The following is a 24927-nucleotide window of genomic DNA, read 5'->3' on the forward strand; positions in this document are numbered from 1 at the left end:
GTGACAGAGTCTGGAATAACTGGGGGATCACAATAACTCAACCCCCAGTAAATTCAACAGACAATCATGATATTTGCGCGAGAAAGTGTCGTGAATAAATATTGTTAAACATGTTATGTTTTGAAATCAGAACATACGGCGTTTTAATCCCATACTGTCAATAATTTTGGCCGAAATTTCTTCGACAGAATAATTAGTGGTATTCAGGTAATTGATCTTATTTTTTCGGAATAAAGCCTCAACTTCAGCAATTTCAACCCGACATTGTCGTAATGAAGCATAACGGCTATTTTCATGCCGTTCTTCACGGATAGCTGCAAGCCTTTCTGGGCTAATTGTCAGGCCAAATAATTTATGCTGAAAGGATTTTAAAGCGGCGGGTAACTGCAAATTATCCATATCATCTGCGGTAAAAGGATAGTTTGCAGCCTGAATACCAAATTGCATGGCAAGATAGAGGCTGGTTGGTGTTTTTCCACACCGAGATACGCCAAGAATAATGACTTGAGCCTGATCAAGATTACGTAATGAAATACCATCATCATGGGAGAGAGTGTAATCAATGGCAGCAATGCGTGCATCATATTGCCCCAGATTTTTTTTCGATAAGCCGTGAGTTCGGTGTAATTCTGGTTTGGGTTTCAGGCCAATTTCTTGCTGTAATGGTGCAACTAATGTTTGAACAATATCCTGACAAAATCCGTTACTACGGGTAATAATGCTTTTAACTTCATCCGAAATAATGGAATAGAAAACTAATGGCTTGATTTGGGTTTGCTGATATATCGCGTTTATTTGATCTCTGACTTCCTCTGCTCTGGTTTTGCTCGTCACAAAAGGTAAGGTATAGGAAGTAATAGTAATTGGAAATTGGGATAACACGGCATGACCTAATACTTCTGCGGTGATTGCCGTTCCATCAGAAATAAAAAATACGCTGCGTTCCAGTATTTCATTTTCAGCTGTTTGGGAAGAATGGATTTCTATCATTGTCTCTCTTCTTTTATCGTTATGCCCTTAGAATTTTTTCCAGATTATACCCGTAAAAAATAATATTGTTGGGTTGATCGATTCACCTTTCTATATCTGGCAAGACAATGTGCTAGGCTATTTCCTGCTGTGAAGAGCAGCTTTAATTTTCCGATTTGTACCTCCGAATGTAAAAAGGATAGTTTCTAATGTCCAATAGTGGCCTCACCTCAAGCAATGTGCTCTGGTATAACCAATTAGGTATGAACGACGTTAATCGGGTTGGTGGTAAAAACGCCTCGCTTGGCGAGATGATCACCAATCTGGCTGAACTTGGTGTGTCTGTTCCCAATGGTTTTGCCACAACTGCGCAGGCATTTAATGATTTTCTGGAACAAAGTGGTGTGAACCAGCGTATTTATCAATTGCTGGATGAAACCAATGTTGATGATGTCAATCAGTTGGCTAAAACTGGCGCGCAAATCCGTCAGTGGGTGATTGATACGCCATTTACGGCTCAACTTGAAAAAGATATTCGTGATGCCTATCTGCAATTGTCTGAAGGCGAGTCTGATGCTTCTTTCGCCGTGCGCTCTTCTGCAACCGCGGAAGATATGCCGGATGCTTCTTTTGCTGGACAGCAAGAAACTTTCTTGAATGTGCAAGGCATTGATGCGGTGATGGTGGCTATCAAGCATGTCTTTGCATCACTTTTTAATGATCGTGCCATTTCTTATCGTGTCCATCAGGGTTATGACCACCGCGGTGTTGCACTTTCTGCCGGTATACAGCGTATGGTGCGTTCTGATTTGGCTTCGTCTGGGGTGATGTTCACAATTGATACTGAATCAGGTTTTGATCAGGTTGTGTTCATTACATCAGCTTATGGTCTGGGGGAGATGGTTGTGCAGGGAGCAGTAAACCCTGATGAATTTTATGTCCACAAACCGACGTTGAAGAATAATCGCCCTGCAATAGTGCGCCGTAATCTTGGCTCTAAAAAAATACGTATGGTTTATGCAGATAGCAAAGAGCATGGAAAGCAAGTGCGTACGGAATCTGTATCAGAGGAATTGCGCAATCGTTTCTCTTTGGCTGATAGTGAAGTGGAAGCGTTGGCCAGACAGGCTTTGCTGATTGAGAAGCATTATGGTCGTCCGATGGATATCGAGTGGGCGAAAGATGGGCATAATGGTAAGTTATATATTGTTCAAGCCCGTCCTGAAACTGTCCGATCAAATCAGCAGGTCATGGAACGTTACCAACTCAATGAGCAAGGCAATGTATTGGTGGAAGGTCGAGCAATTGGGCATCGTATCGGCATTGGAACAGTCAAGGTTATCCACAATCTTAGTGAGATGGATCGCATTCAGGTGGGGGATGTACTGGTCACCGACATGACTGATCCAGATTGGGAACCGATCATGAAAAGAGCAGCCGCTATTGTCACTAATCGTGGTGGACGTACCTGCCATGCCGCCATTATTGCTCGTGAGCTAGGTATTCCTGCCGTTGTTGGTTGTGGCGATGCGACTGAACGTTTACAAGAAGGTCAACAAGTAACGGTTTCTTGTTCGGAAGGTGATACGGGGTACGTTTATCAGCATAAACTAGATTTCAGTGTTCAGAGTTCCCAAATTGATAAACTGCCGGAGTTGGATGTGAAGATCATGATGAATGTAGGCAATCCTGATCGTGCATTTGATTTTGCCTGTTTACCAAATGAAGGGGTTGGTCTGGCTCGACTGGAGTTTATTATTAACCGAATGATCGGTGTGCATCCTCGTGCTTTGCTTGAATATTCCAAACAGTCTCCTGAGCTGCAAGAGCAAATTAAATCGTTGATGGTTGGTTATGATGATCCTATTGAGTTTTATGTAGGGAAATTGACGGAAGGGATTGCAACGTTAGCGGCAGCATTCTGGCCCAAACGTGTGATCGTTCGTTTATCAGATTTTAAATCCAATGAATATGCGAACTTGGTGGGTGGAGGCATGTATGAGCCACAGGAAGAAAACCCAATGTTGGGTTTCCGTGGGGCAGGGCGCTACGTTTCTGACAGCTTCCGTCAATGTTTTGCTTTGGAGTGCGAGGCGATCAAGCGGGTACGTAATGTGATGGGATTAACTAACGTTGAGGTGATGATCCCATTTGTGCGTACTGTTGCTCAAGCGGAAGCAGTGATAGCGGAATTGGCATCTCAGGATTTGAAACGCGGTGAGAATGGTTTGAAAGTCATCATGATGTGTGAAATTCCATCGAATGCGTTGTTAGCAGATCAGTTCCTTGAATATTTTGACGGTTTCTCAATTGGTTCAAATGATATGACGCAATTAGCTTTGGGATTAGATCGCGATTCTGGTGTAGTATCCGAATTATTCGATGAGCGTAATGAAGCGGTGAAACAATTGCTTTCTATGGCAATTCAAGCGGCTAAACGGCAAGGAAAATATGTTGGCATCTGTGGACAAGGGCCTTCGGATCATGAAGATTTTGCTCAGTGGTTAATGAAGGAAGGAATTGACAGTTTATCATTGAATCCTGATACAGTTGTGAAAACGTGGATTGCTTTAGCTGAAAATAATTAACTGGAAATAACTAATAGCATTTAATTCAAATATAAAAGCCTGTTAAGATACTTTCAGGCTTTTATATTCTGTGTTACATGATTTTTTGGAATGCCCTCCAAAAAAAAAGCCTATCATGGGCTGACAGGCAAAGACTACACACAGCAATATATATACTTCATTGAACCCAGCCTATGGCGTTATAAGCTGAGGTGGCAATACTCTGGGAAAAATTTGTTTCGATGGAGTGAATACTAATTTAATAGGTGAGTTTATTCATTAAGAATCCTCTTAATAAATAGAGATTAGAAAAGAAAATTTATAAAAATAACTTTTTTGCAACAATTTTCTTGGTGGGTTTTATTTTTTACGAAAAATAACTTTATATTTTAGATGCGGTTTTGATGATATATTCACCATTTTTATAATTGCGCGAAAATACTATTTTTTTCGCGCAATGATTTAATTATTTGACGTGCTTTTTCCCGAAATGTTTTTCCATATCTGTCATTTTTCCTTCGGGTTTAGGAACTTCATTCATCCATGCCAATAGTAAACTGTAAGAAACAGCCAATACAACAGGCCCAATAAATAGCCCAATGACACCTAATGAAAGGATCCCGCCGATGACACCAGTAAGAATTAATACCATCGGCAAGTCAGCACCAAGACGGATCAGGAAAGGGCGTAGGACACCATCCATGGTGGTTAATACCAGGCTCCAGATAATTAAAATAGTTCCCCAGGTTGTTTCTCCCGTCCAATAAAGCCATGCAATAGATGGAACGAGAACAAGCAGAGGACCAAGCTGGGCAACACAGCATACAAACATCAGTACTGTCAATATCATTGGATACGGAATGCCGGCAATTGCCAACCCAATTCCGCCTGCAATGGCTTGAACCAATGCCGTTACCACCACGCCAAGAGCGACGGCTCGGATGGATCGGGCAGCCAGCAACACTACGGCATCACCTCGTTTATCTGCCAGCCGGATAGCAAAATGGCGGATGCTCAGCATAACCTGATCACCCTTCCAATAAAGTAATACGCTGAACATGACCATCAGTGCCAGATGGAAAAGAAAGCGTCCTGCATTAGCGGCTTGGGTAAAAAACCATGTTGCTGCTTTACCGATGTAAGGGGGAATTTTGTTGAGAAGCATGTTACTGCCGTCAGCAATCAAATCCTGCCATTTAAGATATAAATCTTTGCCAATGACAGGTACTCGATGGAGCCATTCCAGTTGTGGAAGTTGGAAAGAGGAAGGAGATTTTGCCCATTCAATCAATGGCGCACTGTTTTCTACCAGGCTGTTGACAAGTAACGCAATAGGGATAACAAATAATAAAACTAACAGTAACGTCATGATAGAAACCGCAATCCAGCGTTTTCCCCATAATCGTTGTTGTAATTTTTCCAATAATGGCCAAGTTGCGATAACCACCATTCCTGACCAAATAAATCCTAAAATAAAGGGACTTAAGACCCAAAAGCTGGTGGTAATGAGTAATAAAATGAAGAGTAGAGCGAATAACAACTTAGGTAAATCTTGGTATGATTGTGATTTTTCCATGAAATCATTTCTCAGGTAATTAAATAGTGTTGGCAGTAACAACGGTAATTAAATATAACGTTATTTCATTGGTTGCTCAAAATCGATAAATATTGTGATATGGTTGAAAGCCTGTCTGCTCAGAAACCAGAAAATTGTCTGAGTTACGTTATCCAAGATAGTATATAGATAAAGCAATGTGGATATTTATTAGAATAAGGGGCAATTAGCCAATGATCCCACGTATATCACAAGCCCCCTATGTCAGTGAACTGGCACAGAACTATTTGACTGCACTGAAAGAAGCGGGTTTTACTGGAGACACCGCCAGTAGCTATGCTGATAGGCTGACTATGGCGACAGATAATAGTATTTATCAACTGTTACCACAAGCTGTTGTATTTCCCCGTTCCAGCGCCGATGTTGTGCTGCTGACAAGAATAGCAGAAGAGGGGCGTTTTAAGGCGCTGACATTTACCCCACGCGGCGGGGGAACTGGTACGAATGGGCAATCACTTAACAAGGGTATTGTGGTGGACATGTCCCGTTATATGAACCGCATTCTGGAAATCAACACAGAGCAAGGGTGGGTAAGGGTAGAAGCCGGTGTTATCAAAGATCAGCTTAATCAATATCTAAAACCTTTCGGTTATTTTTTCTCTCCAGAACTTTCAACCAGTAATCGTGCTACGTTAGGCGGCATGATCAATACGGATGCTTCCGGTCAGGGATCGCTGGTTTATGGCAAAACCTCGGATCATGTACTGGGTGTACGTGCTGTTTTATTGGGAGGGGAAATGTTAGATACCCGTCCTATGAGCACAGCATTGGCGGAATCGATTGCCCAAGAAGAGAGTATCGTTGGTTGTGTTTATAAAACGGTATTGGAACGTTGCCGTGAACAACGGAAATTAATCATTGAGAAATTCCCTAAACTCAATCGATTCCTGACGGGATATGATTTGCGCCATGTATTCAGCGACGATATGCAGTCTTTTGATCTCACCCGTATTTTGACGGGTTCTGAAGGTACTCTGGCCTTCATTACTGAGGCGACACTGGATATCACGCCGTTACCTAAAGTCAGACGACTGGTGAATGTCAAATATAATTCCTTTGATTCTGCCCTACGTAATGCCCCCTTTATGGTAGAAGCCAAAGCGCTCTCAGTTGAGACGGTAGACTCTAAGGTACTCAATCTGGCGCGTGAAGATATCATCTGGCACTCAGTGAAAGAATTGATTACTGATGTGCCTGATAAAGATATGCAAGGCCTGAATATTGTCGAATTCAGTGGTAATGATGAACAGAGAATTGATCAGCAGTTGCAGGCGCTTTGCTTACGCCTTGATGAATTGATGGAAAAAAATCAGGCGGGCATTATTGGCTATCAGATATGCCATGATTTGAGGGATATTGAGCGCATTTATGCCATGCGGAAAAAATCCGTCGGACTGTTAGGCAACAGTAAAGGTCCAGCTAAACCCATTCCATTTGTCGAAGATACCTGTGTTCCTCCTCAACATCTTGCCGATTATATTGCTGAATTTCGCCAGCTTTTGGATAATCACAAACTGAATTACGGTATGTTTGGACATGTAGATGCCGGTGTTTTGCACGTGCGTCCTGCGTTGGATATGTGTGATCCTCAGCAAGAAATCTTGATGAAACAGATTTCTGATGAAGTTGTTCATTTGACGGCCAAATATGGCGGTTTGTTATGGGGAGAACATGGAAAGGGTTTTCGGGCAGAATATAGCCCTGCCTTTTTTGGTGAGGTCTTGTATAACGAACTGCGCCGAATAAAAGCGGCGTTTGATCCTCTCAATCGGCTAAATCCGGGGAAAATCTGTCCACCAATTGAAGTCGATGCCCCAATGATGAAAGTTGATGCAGCCAAGCGTGGGACTTACGACCGCATCATTCCTGTCAATGTCAGGAATGCATTCCGCGGAGCGATGGAATGTAATGGTAATGGGTTATGCTTCAATTTCGATGTCAGAAGCCCAATGTGTCCATCAATAAAAATCAGCCAGCATCGCATACATTCCCCTAAAGGCAGGGCGACCTTGGTGAGAGAGTGGTTGCGGCTTTTGACAGAGCAGGGGGTTGAACCCAAATTGTTGGAGCATGGACTGGAGCAAACGCGCCCCAGTTTGCGGGGATTGATTGAAAAAACCCGTCATAGTTGGCGGGCGTGGCGAGGTGAATATGATTTTTCACATGAAGTTAAAGAAGCTATGTCAGGTTGTTTAGCCTGTAAAGCCTGTTCAACACAATGTCCGATCAAGATCGACGTTCCTTCGTTTCGTTCACGCTTCTTAGCGTTGTATCACAGCCGCTACTTGCGCCCATTGCGTGATCATATTGTTGCTAATGTTGAACACAGTACGCCATTGATGGCAAAAGCACCGCGAGTATTTAATTTTTTCCTGAAACAACCGTGGGTACAAAGAATCAGCCAGCATACCATTGGCATGGCTGATCTGCCGTTACTCTCCTACCCGACATTGCAGCAGCAACTTGCTGGTCATTATGCAGCAAGGACAACGCTGGAACAGTTGGAAGGCTTATCATTACTACAGCGTGACCAACATGTGCTTATTGTCCAAGACCCTTTTACAAGTTATTACGATGCGAAAGTGGTCACTGATTTTGTCTTGCTGGCAGAAAAGCTGGGGTATAAACCGGTCTTATTGCCATTTTCGCCTAATGGAAAAGCACAGCATGTCAAAGGGTTCTTGAATCGATTTGCTAAAACCGCGGGAAAAACGGCTGACTTCCTTAATCGGATAGCGCGCCTGAATATTCCTATGGTAGGTGTCGATCCTGCTTTAGTTCTGTGCTACCGAGATGAATACAACGCTATTCTTGGTGAACGGAGGGGGAATTTTAAAGTTCAGTTGGTACATGAATGGCTAACCAGCATTCTGCCGGAAAAAATGTCACAAGAGAAAAACTATAATTCAATATCCAGACATAACTGGTATCTACTTGGCCATTGTACCGAAGTGACAGCATTGCCTAATAGCGGTAAACAATGGGCTGATATCTTCTGCTATTTTGGTCATCAATTGAATCATGTCAGTGTCGGCTGTTGTGGCATGGCGGGTACATATGGTCATGAAAAGAAAAATCTGGAGAGATCCATTGGCATCTACAAGCTTTCATGGGCTCCGGCACTGAAAAATCTATCCTTAGAACATTGCCTGAGTACAGGGTATTCGTGTCGCAGTCAGGTGAAGCGCATAGAAGGAAAATTACTTAAACATCCATTACAAGCCTTATTGGAGATAATGCCGTGATTTGGAAACGTAATATAGATGTAAATACACTTAATCAATTTAATGGTGAGTGTATGGTAAAACATGTAGGGATCGAATTTACCCAACTTGGCGATGATTTTATCGAAGGAACAATGCCAGTCGATCAACGAACTAAACAGCCGTTCGGGATCTTGCATGGCGGAGCATCTGTGGTATTGGCTGAAACACTTGGCTCGATTGCAGGTTATCTCTGTTCGGAAGGTGAACAGAAAGTGGTGGGAGTAGAGATTAATGCTAACCACCTTAAATCTGTTCGTGAAGGTATGGTTAAAGGGGTTTGTAAACCTGTCCATCTTGGCCGTTCACACCAGGTCTGGCAGATTGATATCTACAATGATCAGCAACAATTATGTTGCACATCTCGTCTGACAACAGCCATTTTATCTTAGCTATCCTACCTGTTTTGTTGTTTTTTGTTCCTGTCAGTATTATAGCTGGCGGGAACAGCCGGATAATATAACCCTCTCTTTGATTACTACGAATGAGATAGAATAGTTTTGCAAAGTAGGCTATTAATTAACCACAAACATTCAAGTATCATTTTCAGGAAGCACGTATGAAGCGATTTTTAACTGTTATCGGCATGTTCTTGATTGGCATGTTGTCGTTAAGTGGATTGACTAATATCGCCCATGCTATCGAGTATCCATTGCCTCCTGCTAATAGCCGTCTGATTGGCAAAAATTCTACCTATATTGTGCCCGATGACGGGCGCCCGTTAGAATCCATTGCAGCCAAATACCAAATAGGATTACTGGCGATGTTGGAAGCAAATCCTGGTGTTGACCCTTATTTACCTAAATCTGGCACGGAGTTAATTATTCCATCACAGATGCTGCTTCCAGACACTGTTCGTCAAGGAATTATTATCAATCTGGCCGAACTTAGGCTCTATTATTACCCTGAGGGGAAAAATTATGTTGTTGTGTACCCTATTGGAATAGGTCAACTTGGGCGCAACACGCCGACTATGACAACGTCAGTCAGCCAATTGATTAAGAACCCGACATGGACACCAACCGTTAATATTCGTAAGGATTATGCTAGTCGGGGAATTATTTTGCCTGCCGTAATACCCGCAGGTCCAGATAATCCAATGGGGGATTTTGCCCTACGTTTGGCCGCTGGGCGTGGCGAATATTTAATCCATGGTACAAATGCAAATTTTGGCATTGGTATGCGTGTCAGTTCAGGATGTATTCGTTTGCGACCTGATGATATCGAAGCTCTGTTTCAGACTGTTCCACGAGGAACGCGTGTCCAAGTCATTAATGAGCCGGTGAAATATGCCACAGAGCCAGATGGTAAGCGCTATGTGGAAGTTCATCAGCCGCTTTCTAATAAAGAGACAGATGATCCACAAACAATGCCTATCCCACGTTCTGAAGGCTTAGTGAAGTTCATTAATAATCGTGAAACAGATGAATTCCGTGTTGATCAAGGCATTATTCGTCGTTCAGGAATGCCAGTACAGGTGAATACAGGGCTGGCTACCAATAGCCAAGCGGAAAAGGCGATGTTAAGGCCAATTGAAGATAGGGAAGAAACGGCCGACCCCGAAATTAAACCAGCTAAGATACCGCCATTACATCAACCTGGGCCAATTTATCAACCTGAAACCTAAGAAATTGAGAAATATAGGGTGGTAAGCAAAAATAGAAATGGCGTACCACTGTACGCCATTTGTTATCAACAATTTTACCTACTATAAAGATTATTTCTTGTATGAACGAACTTGGTTATCAAGGCGCTGATTCGCGCGAGCAGCTTCGTCTCTGGCTGATTGTACATCAGAACGAATAGAACTGAGATCACTGCTCAACTGGTCAACTTTAGAACCGAGTGTTTGAACCTGAGAGGCGAGTTGTTCAACTTTAGTTGCGCTTGAGCAACCCGCTAACAGAGTAGAAGCCAGAATTACTGCACCAAATACAACTTTAGTACGATTCATCACATTACCCTCTAGATTAAGTTAATCTCCAAGTAGCCATCTAAGTATTACACAAACTATTTTAGAAAGAGAATAAATTTTTGCTACGAAAAAAATTCAGCATAAACAAAGTGTGACTTATTTGTTTAATTATTTTGATAATAAAAGGATAATTGAATCAATATTGTTAAATCAACATGAATTATTGTTATATAAGAGATCAGCAGATATAAACATAATTGAGTGAAAATAGTAAAATATTCTTGTATTGAACAGCATTTTGAAAGAAGAATATTAATTTGTAAAGTTCACTATGATGATGGTGTGCTATAGAAATATAAAAAGCCCAATCTGCATAATACAAATATGGGCTTCTTTATGATCCTGGTACTGCCCAAGTTTAGACAGCGCTGTTGTTTAGCTTATTAAGCTTATAGCACGTGAACAGAGGAAGTGTTTGTGGTGCCACTTGGCACTAATGCACCGGAAACCATGACAACGATATCCCCTTTGTGTGCCATACCACTTGCCAATGCAGCTTCTTTACCAATACGATAAAAATCATCGGTAGAGGCGATTTCTTTGACAATCTGAGTGGAAACACCTTTGACCAACAGCAATTGACGAGCAGTGATTTCATTCGTTGTCAACGCAAGGATTGAGGCATTAGGGAAATATTTGCGGATAGATCTTGCAGACTTACCACCATATGTTGCCACGACAATTAATGGCGCTTCCAATTTTTCTGCAATTTCAACCGCACCACGGCACACTGCTTCGGTAACACGCAGCTTCTGAGTTCTGGTATGCTCAATTTTGCTGCCCATAACGCGATCTGTACGTTCACAGATTGTTGCCATGATGGAAACAGCTTCAACAGGGTATTTTCCTTTCGCACTTTCACCAGAAAGCATTACCGCATCGGTACCATCTAAAATAGCGTTAGCAACGTCGCCGGCTTCAGCGCGGGTAGGGCGTGGGTTTTTGATCATTGAATCCAGCATCTGGGTGGCAGTGATAACAACCTTACGAGCTGCATTACATTTTTCGATCATCATTTTTTGCGCGAAGATAACTTCTTCTACCGGGATTTCAACACCCAGATCGCCACGAGCAACCATGATGCCGTCAGACGCTTCGAGAATTTCATCGAAGTTATTCAAGCCTTCCTGATTTTCGATTTTGGAAATGATTTGGATGTGTTCGCCACCATGAGCTTTCAGGTGCTCACGGATCTCCAGTACATCTGAACGTTTACGGATAAAAGATGCTGCAACGAAATCCACGCCTTGCTCACAACCGAAGATCAAATCCTGTTTATCTTTTTCTGCCAGTGCAGGCAAGTTGATAGAAACATTTGGCAGGTTAACGCCTTTGTTTTCACCCAAATCACCGTTATTCAATACCTTACAGATGACTTCAGTCGCGGTAGTTTCTTTAACTGTCATGGCGATCAAACCATCATCAACCAATATAGTGTTTCCTGGTTTCAGATCTTCTGGCAGACCGACATAAGTCACAGCGACACACTCTCGATTGCCAATAACAGATTTATCTGTTGTAAAGGTGAAGGTTTGACCCGCTGTAAGGGAGACGTCATTGCCATCTTCCAGCTTCATGGTACGGATTTCAGGACCCTTAGTATCCAATAAGATGGCGGCTTTTTTGCCAGTTTTTGCTACGACCGCGCGAATGTTTTTAATGCGTTGGCCATGCTCTTCGTAGTCACCGTGAGAAAAGTTCAGGCGCATCACATTCATACCAGCATTAAGCAGTTCGGTCAATTTCTCTTCGGATTCTGTTTTTGGCCCGATAGTACAAACAATTTTGGTTTTTTTCATGACAATCTATCTACTGATTTTAATGGATTAAAAGAGAGAATCGCTGGCCATTCACATTTATGCCCGCATCATCAGGTGTTTTGAGTTGCGCAACATAGTGAAAAACGGATAGCAATAGAAAGTGAATAGTAGTAAGAGTCAAATGGTTTTTCAGCGTGAAGTTCGGTATGTGCAGATATACGGATTTAGTTCGACTAATCATCTGTAATTTTTTCTGGATTCGGTAAATTAATTAGCTGAAACCATTCAACTTATGACATAGGCGTATTATAGAGACTAATTTCTGTGAAATGAATCAAAAAATAGCTTTTGAAAGGATTTCCATACAGAAAAGAGGAGATAGCCATGGTTCATAATGAAAGAAATCAGAGAGTTGTTGCGCAAATAAAATAAAATTGAGTTTTTAATACACAAGTAGATTGGACAACAATCTAGTTCATGAGTACAAGAGGATATTGGAATGAAAAAATTGGGAAAAGGTAACTAGTATAAGAAAGGTGTGAAGTGATGAATTAGATATGGTGCGTCCGAGTGGACTCGAACCACCGACCCCCACCATGTCAAGGTGGTGCTCTAACCAACTGAGCTACGGACGCACATCAAGATTCTATTTTCTGTCAACCGGATATTTGGTGCGTCCGAGTGGACTCGAACCACCGACCCCCACCATGTCAAGGTGGTGCTCTAACCAACTGAGCTACGGACGCAATCTAAATTTCTGTGGCTGACAACGGGGACGAATATTAACGAGCACTGAGCCTTCTGGCAAGGGGAAAAATGCAAATTCTTGTTCAACTGCTCGCATTTACATCTTTTAGCATGAATTCGCAGCTTTTTCCCCTTGTGTTGGTAACTTAATATACTGAATTAACGAGTAGAACGTTTCAGAACATAATGGGCTGGCTGTTTTTGTGTCCATAAAATACGGTAACCCATCATGAATGCTGATGCGGTTAAACCGATAATAAACCCAATCCAGAAACCCTGTGGTCCCATCGGCTTAGTTACATAATCAGTCAATGCCAGAATATAGCCACTAGGTAGTCCTAAGAGCCAATAAGCAATAAAAGTGATAAAGAAAATAGAACGTGTATCCTTGTACCCGCGCAATACTCCTGATCCAATGACCTGAATTGCATCAGAAAGTTGGTAAATAGCAGCAAACAGCATTAAGTGGGAGGCAAGAATAACGACCTCAGGGTTATCGTTGTACATAAACGCAATGTGTTTGCTAAACAGTATCGTGAAGGTCGCTGTCATACAGGCAATAATTAAGCCAACAATAATACTCGTATATGCGGATACCTTAGCACCTTCTGTTGATTGTTGGCCCAGGTTATAGCCAACGCGAATGGTGGCCGCTATCCCCAATGACAGTGGAAACATAAACATCATGGAGCTGAAGTTGAGTGATATCTGGTGCCCTGCAACGGCCACGACACCGAGTGGAGAGACCAACAACGAGACGACAGCAAACAGAGTAACCTCAAAAAACATCGCTAAAGCGATAGGCAGGCCAAGCAGTGCAATACGTTTTTGCGTATGCCATTCAGGTCCCACAAATTTGTTGAATGTTTGGATATCTTTTTGAGAAGGAGAGTGCTTCACATAGGCAAATAGCAACAGGAACATAACCCAGTAAACGGTTGCCGTTGCAACACCACAACCGATACCACCTAATGCAGGCGCACCAAATTTACCGTAAATAAAAATATAGTTAACGGGAATATTGACCAGTAGTCCGGCAAGGCCTATGACCATTGCTGGTTTGGTTTTCGATAACCCTTCACATTGACCACGTAAAACTTGATAAAACAAATAACCTGGCGCTCCCCACATGATGGCATGGATAAATTCCGTGGCTTTTTGTGCCAATACAGGATCGACGTTATGTTGTGCTTCTATAACAAATCGGCTGTTATACAGTATTGCGATGGTCAAGATAGAGAGGAAAGTTGCAAGCCAAAATCCTTGCTGAATTTGGCCTGCAACATTTTTTCTCTGACCAGATCCATTCATGTGTGCCACGATTGGTGTCAAGGCGAGCAATAAACCTTGGCCAAACAGAATGGTTGGCAGCCAGATTGATGTACCAACAGCAACCGCTGACATTTCAATAGCACCAGCTTTACCAGCCATGACGGTATCGACGAAACCCATCGCAGTTTGTGAAAACTGTGCGATGACGACAGGGATCCCTAAAGCGAGCAAACTACGCGCTTCATTTAAATATTTCTGCACGTACTACACCTTTTTTGATTGAAAATTAACGAGAAAAACAAGAAATATTTTTGCGAGCAAACGATGTTAATGGAAAATATATCGCTTATAAGCTGTCATATTGTATAGGACTCATTTTATTAATCCAATCATTGCACGATGTTTATACTCAACATGATTGAAGCAACACTCAACTGAAACTAAACTCAACCAAAATAATGTATTAAACAAAATGGTATTTAAGTAATGTTTAAAAGTGGTGAGTGGGTTAAACTAATCCGCTAGATGAAATTATTAAAGAGGTTCCCATGTTTACAGGTATTGTTCAGGGAAAAGCACCGATAGTTGCTATTGATGAAAAAATGCATTTTCGGACCCATGTTGTTAAATTTCCGGCTGAATTATTACGCGGAATTGAAACGGGGGCTTCTGTTTCCCACAACGGTTGTTGTCTGACTGTAACTAAGATCGACGGTGATTTAATCAGTTTTGATTTAATGAAAGAAACATTGCGTCTGACCAACCTTGGCGAACTTAGGGTAGGTGATTTAGTTAATTTGGAAAGGGCTGCTAAATTTGGTGATGAAATTGGTGGGCATTTGATGTCCGGTCATGTTATTACAACAGCAGAAATTGCCAAGATCTTCACTTCTGAAAATAACCATGAAATATGGTTTCGAATTCACGATAAACAGTTAATGAAATATATCCTGCATAAAGGATTTGTTGGTATTGACGGAATTAGCCTAACAATTGGAGATGTAGTCAATAATCGCTTCTGTGTTCATTTAATTCCAGAAACATTGGAACGTACAACTTTGGGCAAAAAACGTCTCGGTGAAAAGGTTAATATTGAAATTGATCCACAAACCCAAGCGATTGTAGATACCGTTGAACGGATTCTGTCTCAGAAAGAACAAGAAAAATTATTGTCACAGACTGAAGAGCAATAAAAAATCTTTCTAGATTCGATAAAACACGAAAGCTACAGAAATACGATTTCTGTAGCTTCAAGCATTCCGTTATGGGGAGCTATCTAGGTACTCTCAATCCTTTTTCAATGCCTCGCGGACTAAAGACTATCTGCCATAACTGTATATCTCTTGCACGGAATGCACCTGCACAGGCGTTCAGGTAATAACTGAACATCCGTTTGAAGCGTGGGCTATAGTTATGCTCTATTTCATGCCAACTGGCGATAAATCGCTCATACCATGCCATCAATGTCCGGTCATAATCAGCCCCAAAATTGTGCCAATCTTCCATGACAAACTTTCCGGTAGTTGCTTTGGCAATTTTGGCGATCGATGGTAAGCAGCCATTGGGAAAAATATATTTGCTGATCCATGCATCGGAACCTAATTTATCAATATTGGAACCGATGGTATGGAGAAGGAACAGACCATCAGGTTTTAAGTTCTTTTTCACTATATTGAAATAATTGTCATAATTTTTAGGGCCTACGTGCTCAAACATGCCGACAGATACAACGCGATCAAACTGAAGGTCGAGGTTTCGGTAATCTTCAAGGATAATTTTTACATTTAGATCCTTGCAGTGTTCCTGTGCATACTTCTGTTGCTCGGCTGAAATCGTTACCCCTGTAACAGATACACCGTAGTTTTCTGCCGCATAGGCAGCCAAACCTCCCCATCCACAACCGATATCCAATAAAGTCATGCCTGGGGACAATTGTAGTTTTTCGCAAATCAGGCGCAGCTTATGGGATTGTGCTTCTTCTAGTGTGTTGGCATCTTTCCAATAACCGCAAGAATATTGCATGTGAGGATCAAGCATCCGGGTAAACAGGTCATTGCCTAAATTATAATGTTCCTCACCTACAATCCAGGCACGTTTGGGAGATTGTAAATTAAATATACGAGAGATAATTATCTTGAAGATATCCTTGACATTTTTAGGAATACGATGTTCTAAACCTGCCCGTAATACTTTGTAAAAGAAAATATCAAGGCGATCACATTCCCACCAGCCATCCATATAACTCTCACCCAGACCCAAGGAGCCTTTTTTCAATACGCGTTTATAGAAGTCAGGATTTTTAATCCGTATGTCGAAAGGGCGCTTACCATTGATATCAATATCAGTTTCCTGAAGCAATTCATGGGCGATCCTATGCCAAGGATCAGTGATTATTTTTTTACCTTCAACGAAAGACGAACTCATATACTCTCCAACATTTGTGTGATGGAATTTTGAGGTGTCACTTTGTAGCTGATTTTTATTATATAAAACCCCGAAGGTTTATTGGAAAATAATATAGAAATTGCATTGAAAAGCACATATTGCCTATTCATCCTGAAATTAAATAGAGCGTCAATGCTCTGAGAGACCTCAAATTCCGAGTTTTTAGAATAATGAATCCGTATGAGTATATGAGTGAAATAGTATTTAAACAATCATCTAAAGGTCACATAATGGTGTAACCTTTAGATAATAATGTTCTTAACTATTATTTTTTTGGAGAATTATTGTATTCATGTTTAGTGGTTTTTTTCAACACCTTGTTTTTGCAGCCAATAACCGACAGACATTGGAACAACCGTAAGCGCCATTGTTGTTGTCGTCGATAAAAGAGGGTATTCCATAAATACAGAGACGATCATACTCGCAACAAAACAGAGGCCCAATTGCAGGGCATTTTGTAATGCAGCCGCTTTACCACTATCCTGAGGATAAACAGACAGAGCATTTGCTACTGCAATTGGATAGGATGCACCATTCATTGCCGCCATCACACAAAAAGGAATAAGAATGGCTATAAATGAAGGTTCACTTAATATGGAAATCAAGCAAATAATGATCATGCTTACAGCATAGCCCACCAACAGAAATGGGAATACCGTTTCACTTTTTACTTTTTCCAGTAAGATACGGCAACCATACCCGCCAATCATAAATGCCAGAGTTTGGGGAATATAACTTAAGCCAATATCGGTAGGGTCATAACCCATATCTTTCAAAATTGTTGGTGAACCCGTTAGCCAGGCAAAAAAACCGGCACTGCAAGATGCATAGATCAATACATTTCCGTTAAAAACTGGGGAAGTTAATAACGTAAAGAAAGAAACTGCCTTTTTATCAGCGTGGGTTTCGATACTAGTACGCTTATTAGTCAGAAAAAATGTTGGTATTAACAGCAATATCGTTACGATCATTAAAACAAGGAAAATGACTCTCCAACCATTATGTGTCAATAGCCATGCGCCCAACAAAGGAGCAAGAGCAGGGGAAAGAGCAACCAAAGGCATGATCATGGCAAAAACACGTTTGGTACGCTCTGCATCATATCTGTCGACGACTAAAGCCTGCCAAGTCACCGCAGCGGAACAAACGCCAACCGCTTGCATAAATCTCAATACCAATAACTGGATCGGACCCGTTATCCAAAGCATACCTAAACAACTAATGGAAAACAGGGATAGGCCGATAATAAGAACAGGTTTTCTGCCTAAACGGTCAGACAATTGACCCCATAAAAGTTGTGCAAAAGCAAATCCGGCAAGAAAAATGCTAAGGCTCGCACTAATAGCATTAGTTGATGTACCTAATTCTGCTTTCATTGTATCAAAAGCGGGCAGATACATATCAATGGCCAGATAGCCTAACATGCTTAAACCCGCGAGATAAGACATAAATGGAATGGAGTTTTTATTTGTTGTCATTGTGTTAATAATCAGGTTTTGTAGTGGATAAGGAAATATTTGGCTTATTTTATATAGCATGATTTTTACTTGTGAAACGGTAATATTTGCACCATGTTGTGAAAAAAATTGAAAGGAAGATATATGTGGTCTGAATACTCTCTGGAAGTCGTTGATGCTGTTGCCAGAACAGGAAGTTTCAGCGCGGCTGCATCAGAACTTCATCGTGTGCCTTCTGCTGTCAGCTATACGGTAAAACAGCTTGAAGAATGGCTGGCAGTACCTCTGTTTGAACGTCGTCATCGTGATGTTGATTTAACGGAAGCGGGGGCAATTTTTGTCAAAGAAGCGCGTTCTGTTATCAAAAAAATGAATCACACTCGGCACCAGTGCCAACAGGTTGCCAATGGTTGGCGGGGACAATTTAGTATTGCGGTTGATCAGGTAGTAAAACCAGAGCGAACGCTTCGGCTAATTTTGGATTTTTATCGCCATTTTCCAGATATTGAATTACTTATCTATCCTGAAGTTTTCAATGGCGTGTGGGATGCTTTGGTGGATGGACGGGTGGATGTCGCCATCGGAGCGACACGTGCTGCCCCTGTTGGTGAGCGATATAGCTTCAGGGATATGGGGTTCATGCCTTGGTTGTGTGTAGCCAGTCCTGAACACGAACTGGCAGTAATATCGGGAAAATTGAATGATGACCAAATGCGGCCTTATCCCAGTTTATGTCTTGAAGACACCTCACGCAGTTTGCCTAAGCGTGATACATGGGCTTTGGATAATCAGCGGAGACTGATTGTCCCTGATTGGGATGTTGGATTAAGTTGCTTGATGGATGGATTGTGTGTAGGTATGGTGCCTAAACACCGTGCGCAACCGCTGATCCGTAAAGGCAAGTTGATTACACTTGAACTTGAACAACCATTGCCTGACAGCCCATGCTGCTTAACATGGTCGCAAAAAAGCCATTCACCGGCATTAAGCTGGTTACTTGATTATCTGGGGGATAGCGAAACGCTTAATGCCGAATGGCTGCAAGAAAATTAACCGTCAGCGGCGATAATCGATAAAAGGTCCATCTGCAACAGAGCGCCGTTCAACAAGGCGTGGGTGGACTTCGATAGTTTGTGCATCCTCACGTTTATTGACGATCCTGTCCAGTAACATTGAAAAGGCCATTTGCCCTAAACGCTCTTTGGGTTGGTGGATGGTTGTTAATGCTGGCGTAAAATAGCGGGCATTGCGAATATTATCATAACCGATGATTGAAATGTCTTGTGGAACGCGTAATCCCAACTCATCGGCTGCACAAATTGCTCCCATAGCCATGACATCTCCACCACAAAAAACAGCAGTTGGACGATGTTTTTGATTCAGGATCTTGTACATAGCTTGATAACCGGACTCAGGTTCAAAATCACCTTGTACAATCCACTCATCCCGAATAGCGATATTGGCTTCTTTTAGTGCTTTAAGGAAACCTTGGTGGCGCCCTCCTCCAGTATTTCTTGCCAATGGCCCAGGAATAGATGCAATATCACGATGACCACGTTCAATGAGATAACGGCCAGCCAGGTAACCACCATGAAAGGCATTATCAATAATTGCATCGGTAAAATCGCCTCTGGATTCTCCCCAATCCATGACTACCATAGGAATATTACGATAGCCTTCCAACATGTTCAAAAGTTGCTCAGGATATTCTGAACACATTACCAGCAAACCATCTACTCGTTTTTGTGCCAGCATCGCGAGGTAAGCTTTCTGTTTATCAAGGTTGTTATGAGAATTACATAAAATCAATGTATAACCTTTGCTATAGCAGCTATTTTCAACCGATTCTATAATCTCAGCAAAGTAGGGTGCTTCACTTGATGTTGCCAGCAATCCAATGGATTTGGTGTGGTTAACTTTCAAGCTGCGGGCAACGGCACTGGGAGAATAGTTCAATTCTTTAATAGCGGCCCAAACTGCGGCCTTTGTATCTTCGGCGACGAAACGGGTTTTATTGATCACATGGGATACGGTTGTAGTCGAAACACCAGCGCGTTTAGCCACATCTTTAATCGTTGCCATGAAAAAAGGACTCCTGACCTTCTGGTCTAATTTATATACCCTTTATCTTTCTTGTCGGGTATAGCTATTTGTTAATCGTTTACCAATATATTTATATACAGGGTGATGGTTGGCAATAATTTAGCGGTAAACCTTGAATTTTGTCTGATCTAGCTCAAAAGTGAAAGCAATAATCGATGCTATAAAGAGTATGGATTAAATATTGCGGTATGATTTTTAGATAATATGGCAAATAACTGCTTAAAATTTAGGATGTTGAAGTGTCTTAATTTTCACATTGAGGATGTTCTATGGATACAGATCTGAAATTGGGATTATTGGCCGCCAGTAGTGCATTAATCATGATTGTTTTTCTGGGGAGCCTCTGCCTGATCTGATCAAGATCTAAAAGAAGAATTTGTAGTCCCACTTACTTTAAAGGGGGGGTTCTCCAGCATACGAAATTCCGCGCATGAAGGAAAACCTGCCCTTATTATTTCAAGCTAGTATTAAGAACGAATCTTATTAAGCCAGATTTTCTTCAACAAATTTCCAGTTGACCAGAGCCCAGAAGTGCTCTAAATATTGAGGGCGTGCATTGCGGTAATCAATGTAATATGCGTGCTCCCAAACATCAACGGTCAGTACTGGCTTATCTTCGCCAGTCAATGGGGTTGCTGCATTAGAAGAGTTAACAATAGCCAGAGTGCCATCAACTTTCTTGACTAACCAAGTCCAACCAGAACCAAAGTTTTTCAGGGCTGCGTCAGTGAATTGCTGTTTGAACTCAGCAAAAGAGCCGAAAGCATTGTTGATAGCGTCTGCTACTTTTCCGGTTGGTTCGCCACCACCATTTGGTGACAGGCTATGCCAGTAGAAAGTATGGTTCCAAACTTGTGCTGCGTTATTGAAGATACCACCTTCAGATGTTTTGATAATCTCTTCCAGAGATTTTCCGGCAAACTCAGTATCTTTAATCAGATTATTCAGGTTTACAACATAAGCGTTGTGATGTTTGCCGTAGTGGTATTCCAGGGTTTCTGCAGAAATGTGTGGTTCCAGGGCATCTTTGGCATAAGGTAATGCTGGTAATTCAAAAGACATTGCATGCTCCTTTTTATTAATATCGGGTTTTTGGCTCCGCAAACCATGGCTTAGACACTAACCATGGGCAGGGCAAATTTAAGCTTATTATCGTGTTACTATTTTGATAATTATCTTAACAACTTTTCTGCTAAATAACAGGGAAAAAGATGCTATCACGCTGCGAACTGGTGCAGAACTAAACTTAACATGGATTGAATACAGTCAGTTGGAGTGGAAATATTTAATGATCATTTACTGCAAGTCATGGCAAAAATTTGCCATATAAAGTTCACGGTAGAAAAATTAGCGTAGAAAGTGGTATTCTGAATCAATCTTTATCTTATGCTAATAAATAGCGCTTGCAGTTTTTAAGGAAGCAAAAATGACTAATATAAACACTAACACGGTTACTGATACAACGGCTGATGCAGTCATTGAAAAAATCGAACGTCAGATCAGAGAAAACCCAATTCTGTTGTACATGAAAGGTTCACCAAAATTGCCAAGCTGCGGTTTCTCTGCACAGGCAGTTCAGGCCTTATCAGCTTGTGGTGAACGTTTTGCTTATGTGGATATTCTGCAAAATCCAGATATCCGAGCTCAATTACCTAAGTATGCTAATTGGCCGACTTTTCCTCAACTTTGGGTTGATGGTGAGTTGGTGGGAGGTTGTGACATTCTTGTTGAGATGTATCAACGCGGTGAACTACAAACACTGATCAAAGAGACTGCCGACAAGTATCGTGAGCAGGAATAAGGTCAGTTATTCATCTGAATAATGGCTACTTTTCATAGCCCCATACTTTAATTGGTATGGGGCTTGCTTTTTTAGGATTCGCAGCTGGCTGCATCAGTAGATGGTAGCGGCCAACCACCTAGACGTTTCCAGCGATTAACCAGTTCACAGAAAAGCAGGGCAGTTCGATCCGTATCATAAAGTGCGCTATGGGCCTGATTGCTGTCAAACGGAATTTCCGCTGTGATGCAGGCTTTGGCAAGAATTGTCTGGCCAAGAACCAAGCCACTGAGTGCAGCGGTATCAAAAGTAGCGAACGGATGGAATGGATTGCGTTTCAAACCAGCACGTTCAGCAGCAGCCATGACAAAACTGTGATCAAAATTGGCATTATGGGCGACCATAATTGCACGGTTACAATTCGTGTCTTTCATGCCCTTGCGGATCATTTTAAAAATTGCGTGCAAGGCAGTATATTCACTGACAGCGCCTCGCAAGGGGTTTGTAGGATCAATGCCAGTGAAAGCGAGAGCGGCAGGATCAAGATTAGCCCCTTCAAAAGGCTCGATATGAAAATGTAGCGTATTGGCAGGTGTTAGCCAACCATCTTCATCCATTTTTAAAGTAATTGCAGCAATTTCAAGCAAAGCGTCTGTACGCGCATTAAAACCAGCGGTTTCGACATCAATGACAACGGGATAGTAGCCACGAAAGCGCCCACTTAGCATATTTTGATCATTTTGATTAGACATCTGATTTTCAGTTCTTAGCTTCAGGATTCTATTTTTTAACTTTGGAATAGTGGGCATTATGACAAAATTTGGTGTGTCTTGCAGAAGTAATGCTTATTCGGTGGGGAATTAAAGGGCAAGATGCCCTTATTTAGGTATTTAAATAATTTCTAACTATAACTCGATAGTTATTGATAGAGTTAGTTGCCTAATGCATTGCTGGCACTTGAATTTTCGATGAGTTCAATCTTATAGCCATCAGGATCTTCAACGAATGCAATGACGGTTGTTCCACCTTTAACTGGCCCTGCTTCGCGAACTACTTTCCCTCCTGCAAGTTTGATGTGTTCACAGGTTGCTGCAACATCATCAACACCTAAGGCGATATGTCCAAATGCGGTTCCCATTTCGTAGTTTTCAACATCCCAATTATAGGTTAGCTCAATGACTGCGCCTTGACTTTCATCGGTATAACCAACAAACGCGAGAGAATACTTATACTCTGGATTTTCGCTGGTGCGAAGTAAACGCATACCCATTACCTGAGTATAGAAATCAATTGAGCGCTGCATGTTGCCAACCCGGATCATAGTGTGGAGTAAACGCATGATTACCTCTTGGTCTTTATAGTTTTATTGCGAAACATAGCTTTATTACAAAAACTTGGCTCACATATCTGCATATGATTGGTTAACTATAGCGTGTATAGATCAGATAATTCAAATTATCCGGTTTGTTTACCTTTAAGTTGTTACCATTTTATTTTGAAATGACAAGGGCGAAGTTTATACTGGTCAATAAACGGCCTCATTATGGGAATGCTTGATAAGCCTGGATGTAGGGGGATGAGATGGCTAAACAATTAGAATTTTTTGCTATTCCAAACCCTTGTCGGGGAGTTTGTGAATCTGATCCCCGTGGTTTTTGCCGAGGATGTTATCGTAGTAGGAAAGAGCGATTTATATGGACGAAATTATCGGATAGTGAAAAAAGAGAAATATTGCGGTTATGTCGTCAGAGAAAACTAAGAGAGCCGAGAAGAAAGGAAGAGGAAAGAAATATTATTCCAAGACAACCCGATTTATTTTAATTCCACTCTGAATTGGCTAAAAAATATCATTTATATGAATTATAGTTTAGGATGATCGCAAAAATAAGAAATATTACTAGCCATAAATGATATATTATTTATATTACATTTCTTTTATTTGACATAAGTCATTTCAAAATATCACTTCTGTTGTCTATCTTAATCATTTCAGTAAAAATTTCTTATTAAAGAATTATTTATTGAACAAAAAAGAAACTGTTTTGTTATCTTATTGTTTTTTATGTTATTTATTTTGATGTTATCAATCTCTGTAAGAGAAAAATGATATTAATGTAAAAATATATAGATTAGTACTTGGATGGCGGTTATTCTTATAGAACTTTAACCGAGTTGAAATGTATATATTTTGGGGGATTGTACTTTTTTTGTTGATATTTAAACTTACAATAGTTTAGTTGAAGGATTATTTTATACAGTTTATATCGTTGGTGGATTAATGCGCGATTTTATTCGGTGCGCCGTACAATTTCGCTCTTTAGGGCGACGAAGATGTCAACTTTAAGTAACAAGCCAACGCGATACTAATTAGGTAATTAGCGAAATTGCTGACTCTGCTAATGTAAGCATGATATAGAGTGCGTATCCATTATTCATATGAATAAACTGATTGGATAATTCATTGATGTTATATGAGTCTCTAATTATAAGGAGGGGTAATTGGAATTGACATTGGGATCAGATCTGGCACGTTTAGTCCGTATCTGGCGCGCTTTAATTGATCATCGTTTGAAACCGTTGAAATTAACTCAGACGCATTGGGTTACTCTATACAATATTAGTCAACTACCACCAGAGCAGTCCCAGATACAGCTCGCAAAAGCTATTGGTATTGAGCAACCATCTTTGGTGAGAACGCTTGATCAATTAGAAGAAAAGAAACTGATTACACGCCATACATGTGCCAATGATCGACGTGCAAAAAGAATCAAATTAACCAAAGAATCGGAAAACTTTATTAGAGAAGTGGATAGTGTTATTGGTTCTACAAGAAAAGAAATTTTGGAGGGAATTACTCATGATGAGTTAATTCTGCTTGCTTCTGTAATAAAGAAAATTGAAAAAAATATTAACCAATTGCACAAACAGGTAATATAAAAATTAATCTATAATAATAAAATCGCGGCCCAGATCT

20 protein-coding genes and 2 tRNA genes are annotated in these 24927 nt (G+C 41.2%); 9 read left to right on the forward strand and 13 right to left on the reverse strand.

Annotated elements, in window-relative coordinates:
• Positions 1–126: 126 nt before the first annotated feature.
• A complete protein-coding gene (locus Xets_RS16290; protein WP_099132849.1) occupies positions 127–990 on the reverse strand; it encodes a pyruvate, water dikinase regulatory protein in 864 nt (287 codons plus the stop codon).
• Positions 991–1178: 188 nt separating this feature from the next.
• Here Xets_RS16290 and ppsA point away from each other — a divergent pair, with 188 nt between their 5' ends.
• Positions 1179–3557, forward strand: a complete 2379-nt coding sequence (gene ppsA / locus Xets_RS16295) for a phosphoenolpyruvate synthase (protein ID WP_099132850.1) — start codon at positions 1179–1181, stop codon at positions 3555–3557.
• Between the two features lie 445 nt (positions 3558–4002).
• Here ppsA and ydiK read toward each other — a convergent pair whose 3' ends face one another.
• On the reverse strand, positions 4003–5112 hold the full coding sequence (gene ydiK, locus Xets_RS16300) for an AI-2E family transporter YdiK (RefSeq protein WP_099132851.1): 1110 nt from the start codon (positions 5110–5112) through the stop codon (positions 4003–4005).
• A 212-nt stretch (positions 5113–5324) separates the two neighbouring features.
• Here ydiK and Xets_RS16305 point away from each other — a divergent pair, with 212 nt between their 5' ends.
• The 3 genes from Xets_RS16305 (at position 5325) to Xets_RS16315 (ending at position 10041) form a co-directional block, all read left to right on the forward strand.
• On the forward strand, positions 5325–8396 hold the full coding sequence (locus tag Xets_RS16305; RefSeq protein WP_187652135.1) for an FAD-binding and (Fe-S)-binding domain-containing protein: 3072 nt from the start codon (positions 5325–5327) through the stop codon (positions 8394–8396).
• Positions 8393–8806, forward strand: a complete 414-nt coding sequence (locus tag Xets_RS16310) for a hotdog fold thioesterase (RefSeq protein ID WP_099132853.1) — start codon at positions 8393–8395, stop codon at positions 8804–8806. The genes Xets_RS16305 and Xets_RS16310 overlap by 4 nt, the downstream gene beginning before the upstream one ends.
• A gap of 167 nt (positions 8807–8973) precedes the next feature.
• Positions 8974–10041 carry a L,D-transpeptidase family protein gene (locus tag Xets_RS16315; RefSeq protein ID WP_099132854.1) on the forward strand — a complete coding sequence of 356 codons (1068 nt, stop codon included), beginning with the start codon at positions 8974–8976 and terminating at the stop codon, positions 10039–10041.
• Between the two features lie 90 nt (positions 10042–10131).
• Here Xets_RS16315 and Xets_RS16320 read toward each other — a convergent pair whose 3' ends face one another.
• From Xets_RS16320 to Xets_RS16340, 5 genes are all read right to left on the reverse strand, one after another.
• Complete coding sequence (locus Xets_RS16320) at positions 10132–10368, reverse strand: major outer membrane lipoprotein (RefSeq protein ID WP_047770169.1); 237 nt, start codon at positions 10366–10368, stop codon at positions 10132–10134.
• 410 nt (positions 10369–10778) lie between these two features.
• The gene (gene pykF, locus Xets_RS16325; RefSeq protein WP_099132855.1) at positions 10779–12188 is read right to left on the reverse strand and encodes a pyruvate kinase PykF; all 1410 of its coding nucleotides are present in this window, start codon (positions 12186–12188) and stop codon (positions 10779–10781) included.
• A gap of 519 nt (positions 12189–12707) precedes the next feature.
• Positions 12708–12784 (reverse strand) — tRNA-Val (locus tag Xets_RS16330).
• A gap of 34 nt (positions 12785–12818) precedes the next feature.
• Positions 12819–12895: transfer RNA gene (locus Xets_RS16335), tRNA-Val, on the reverse strand.
• A gap of 160 nt (positions 12896–13055) precedes the next feature.
• Positions 13056–14429 carry an MATE family efflux transporter gene (locus Xets_RS16340; RefSeq protein ID WP_099132856.1) on the reverse strand — a complete coding sequence of 458 codons (1374 nt, stop codon included), beginning with the start codon at positions 14427–14429 and terminating at the stop codon, positions 13056–13058.
• A gap of 287 nt (positions 14430–14716) precedes the next feature.
• Between Xets_RS16340 and Xets_RS16345 the strand changes: the two genes are divergently transcribed.
• Positions 14717–15361, forward strand: coding sequence for a riboflavin synthase subunit alpha (locus tag Xets_RS16345; protein ID WP_099132857.1), 645 nt, complete (start codon positions 14717–14719; stop codon positions 15359–15361).
• A 79-nt stretch (positions 15362–15440) separates the two neighbouring features.
• Here Xets_RS16345 and cfa read toward each other — a convergent pair whose 3' ends face one another.
• Positions 15441–16592 carry a cyclopropane fatty acyl phospholipid synthase gene (gene cfa, locus Xets_RS16350; RefSeq protein WP_099132858.1) on the reverse strand — a complete coding sequence of 384 codons (1152 nt, stop codon included), beginning with the start codon at positions 16590–16592 and terminating at the stop codon, positions 15441–15443.
• A gap of 317 nt (positions 16593–16909) precedes the next feature.
• Positions 16910–18091 carry a purine nucleoside transporter PunC gene (gene punC / locus Xets_RS16355; protein WP_099132889.1) on the reverse strand — a complete coding sequence of 394 codons (1182 nt, stop codon included), beginning with the start codon at positions 18089–18091 and terminating at the stop codon, positions 16910–16912.
• Positions 18092–18214: 123 nt separating this feature from the next.
• Between punC and punR the strand changes: the two genes are divergently transcribed.
• Positions 18215–19123 (forward strand): DNA-binding transcriptional activator PunR, encoded by a 909-nt coding sequence (gene punR, locus Xets_RS16360; protein ID WP_099132859.1) that lies wholly within the window; start codon positions 18215–18217, stop codon positions 19121–19123.
• 3 nt (positions 19124–19126) lie between these two features.
• Here the strand turns inward: punR and purR are convergent, their stop codons facing one another.
• Both purR and sodB read right to left on the reverse strand, forming a co-directional pair.
• A complete protein-coding gene (purR, locus tag Xets_RS16365) occupies positions 19127–20152 on the reverse strand; it encodes an HTH-type transcriptional repressor PurR (protein ID WP_099132860.1) in 1026 nt (341 codons plus the stop codon).
• 504 nt (positions 20153–20656) lie between these two features.
• Complete coding sequence (sodB, locus tag Xets_RS16370; RefSeq protein WP_099132861.1) at positions 20657–21235, reverse strand: superoxide dismutase [Fe]; 579 nt, start codon at positions 21233–21235, stop codon at positions 20657–20659.
• A 364-nt stretch (positions 21236–21599) separates the two neighbouring features.
• On the opposite strand from sodB, the gene Xets_RS16375 reads away from it, so the two are divergent.
• Positions 21600–21974, forward strand: a complete 375-nt coding sequence (locus tag Xets_RS16375; protein WP_099132862.1) for a Grx4 family monothiol glutaredoxin — start codon at positions 21600–21602, stop codon at positions 21972–21974.
• 71 nt (positions 21975–22045) lie between these two features.
• Here the strand turns inward: Xets_RS16375 and rnt are convergent, their stop codons facing one another.
• Both rnt and gloA read right to left on the reverse strand, forming a co-directional pair.
• Entirely contained in the window at positions 22046–22705 is a 660-nt protein-coding gene (rnt, locus tag Xets_RS16380; protein ID WP_099132863.1) for a ribonuclease T, read from the reverse strand.
• Between the two features lie 179 nt (positions 22706–22884).
• Positions 22885–23292 carry a lactoylglutathione lyase gene (gene gloA / locus Xets_RS16385; protein WP_099132864.1) on the reverse strand — a complete coding sequence of 136 codons (408 nt, stop codon included), beginning with the start codon at positions 23290–23292 and terminating at the stop codon, positions 22885–22887.
• Between the two features lie 242 nt (positions 23293–23534).
• On the opposite strand from gloA, the gene Xets_RS16390 reads away from it, so the two are divergent.
• Both Xets_RS16390 and slyA read left to right on the forward strand, forming a co-directional pair.
• The gene (locus Xets_RS16390) at positions 23535–23774 is read left to right on the forward strand and encodes a DUF1289 domain-containing protein (protein ID WP_099132865.1); all 240 of its coding nucleotides are present in this window, start codon (positions 23535–23537) and stop codon (positions 23772–23774) included.
• Positions 23775–24452: 678 nt separating this feature from the next.
• On the forward strand, positions 24453–24890 hold the full coding sequence (slyA, locus tag Xets_RS16395; protein WP_099132866.1) for a transcriptional regulator SlyA: 438 nt from the start codon (positions 24453–24455) through the stop codon (positions 24888–24890).
• Positions 24891–24927 lie beyond the last annotated feature (37 nt).

The organism is Xenorhabdus sp. TS4 (genome assembly GCF_014467265.1).
Taxonomy (GTDB): domain Bacteria; phylum Pseudomonadota; class Gammaproteobacteria; order Enterobacterales; family Enterobacteriaceae; genus Xenorhabdus; species Xenorhabdus ehlersii.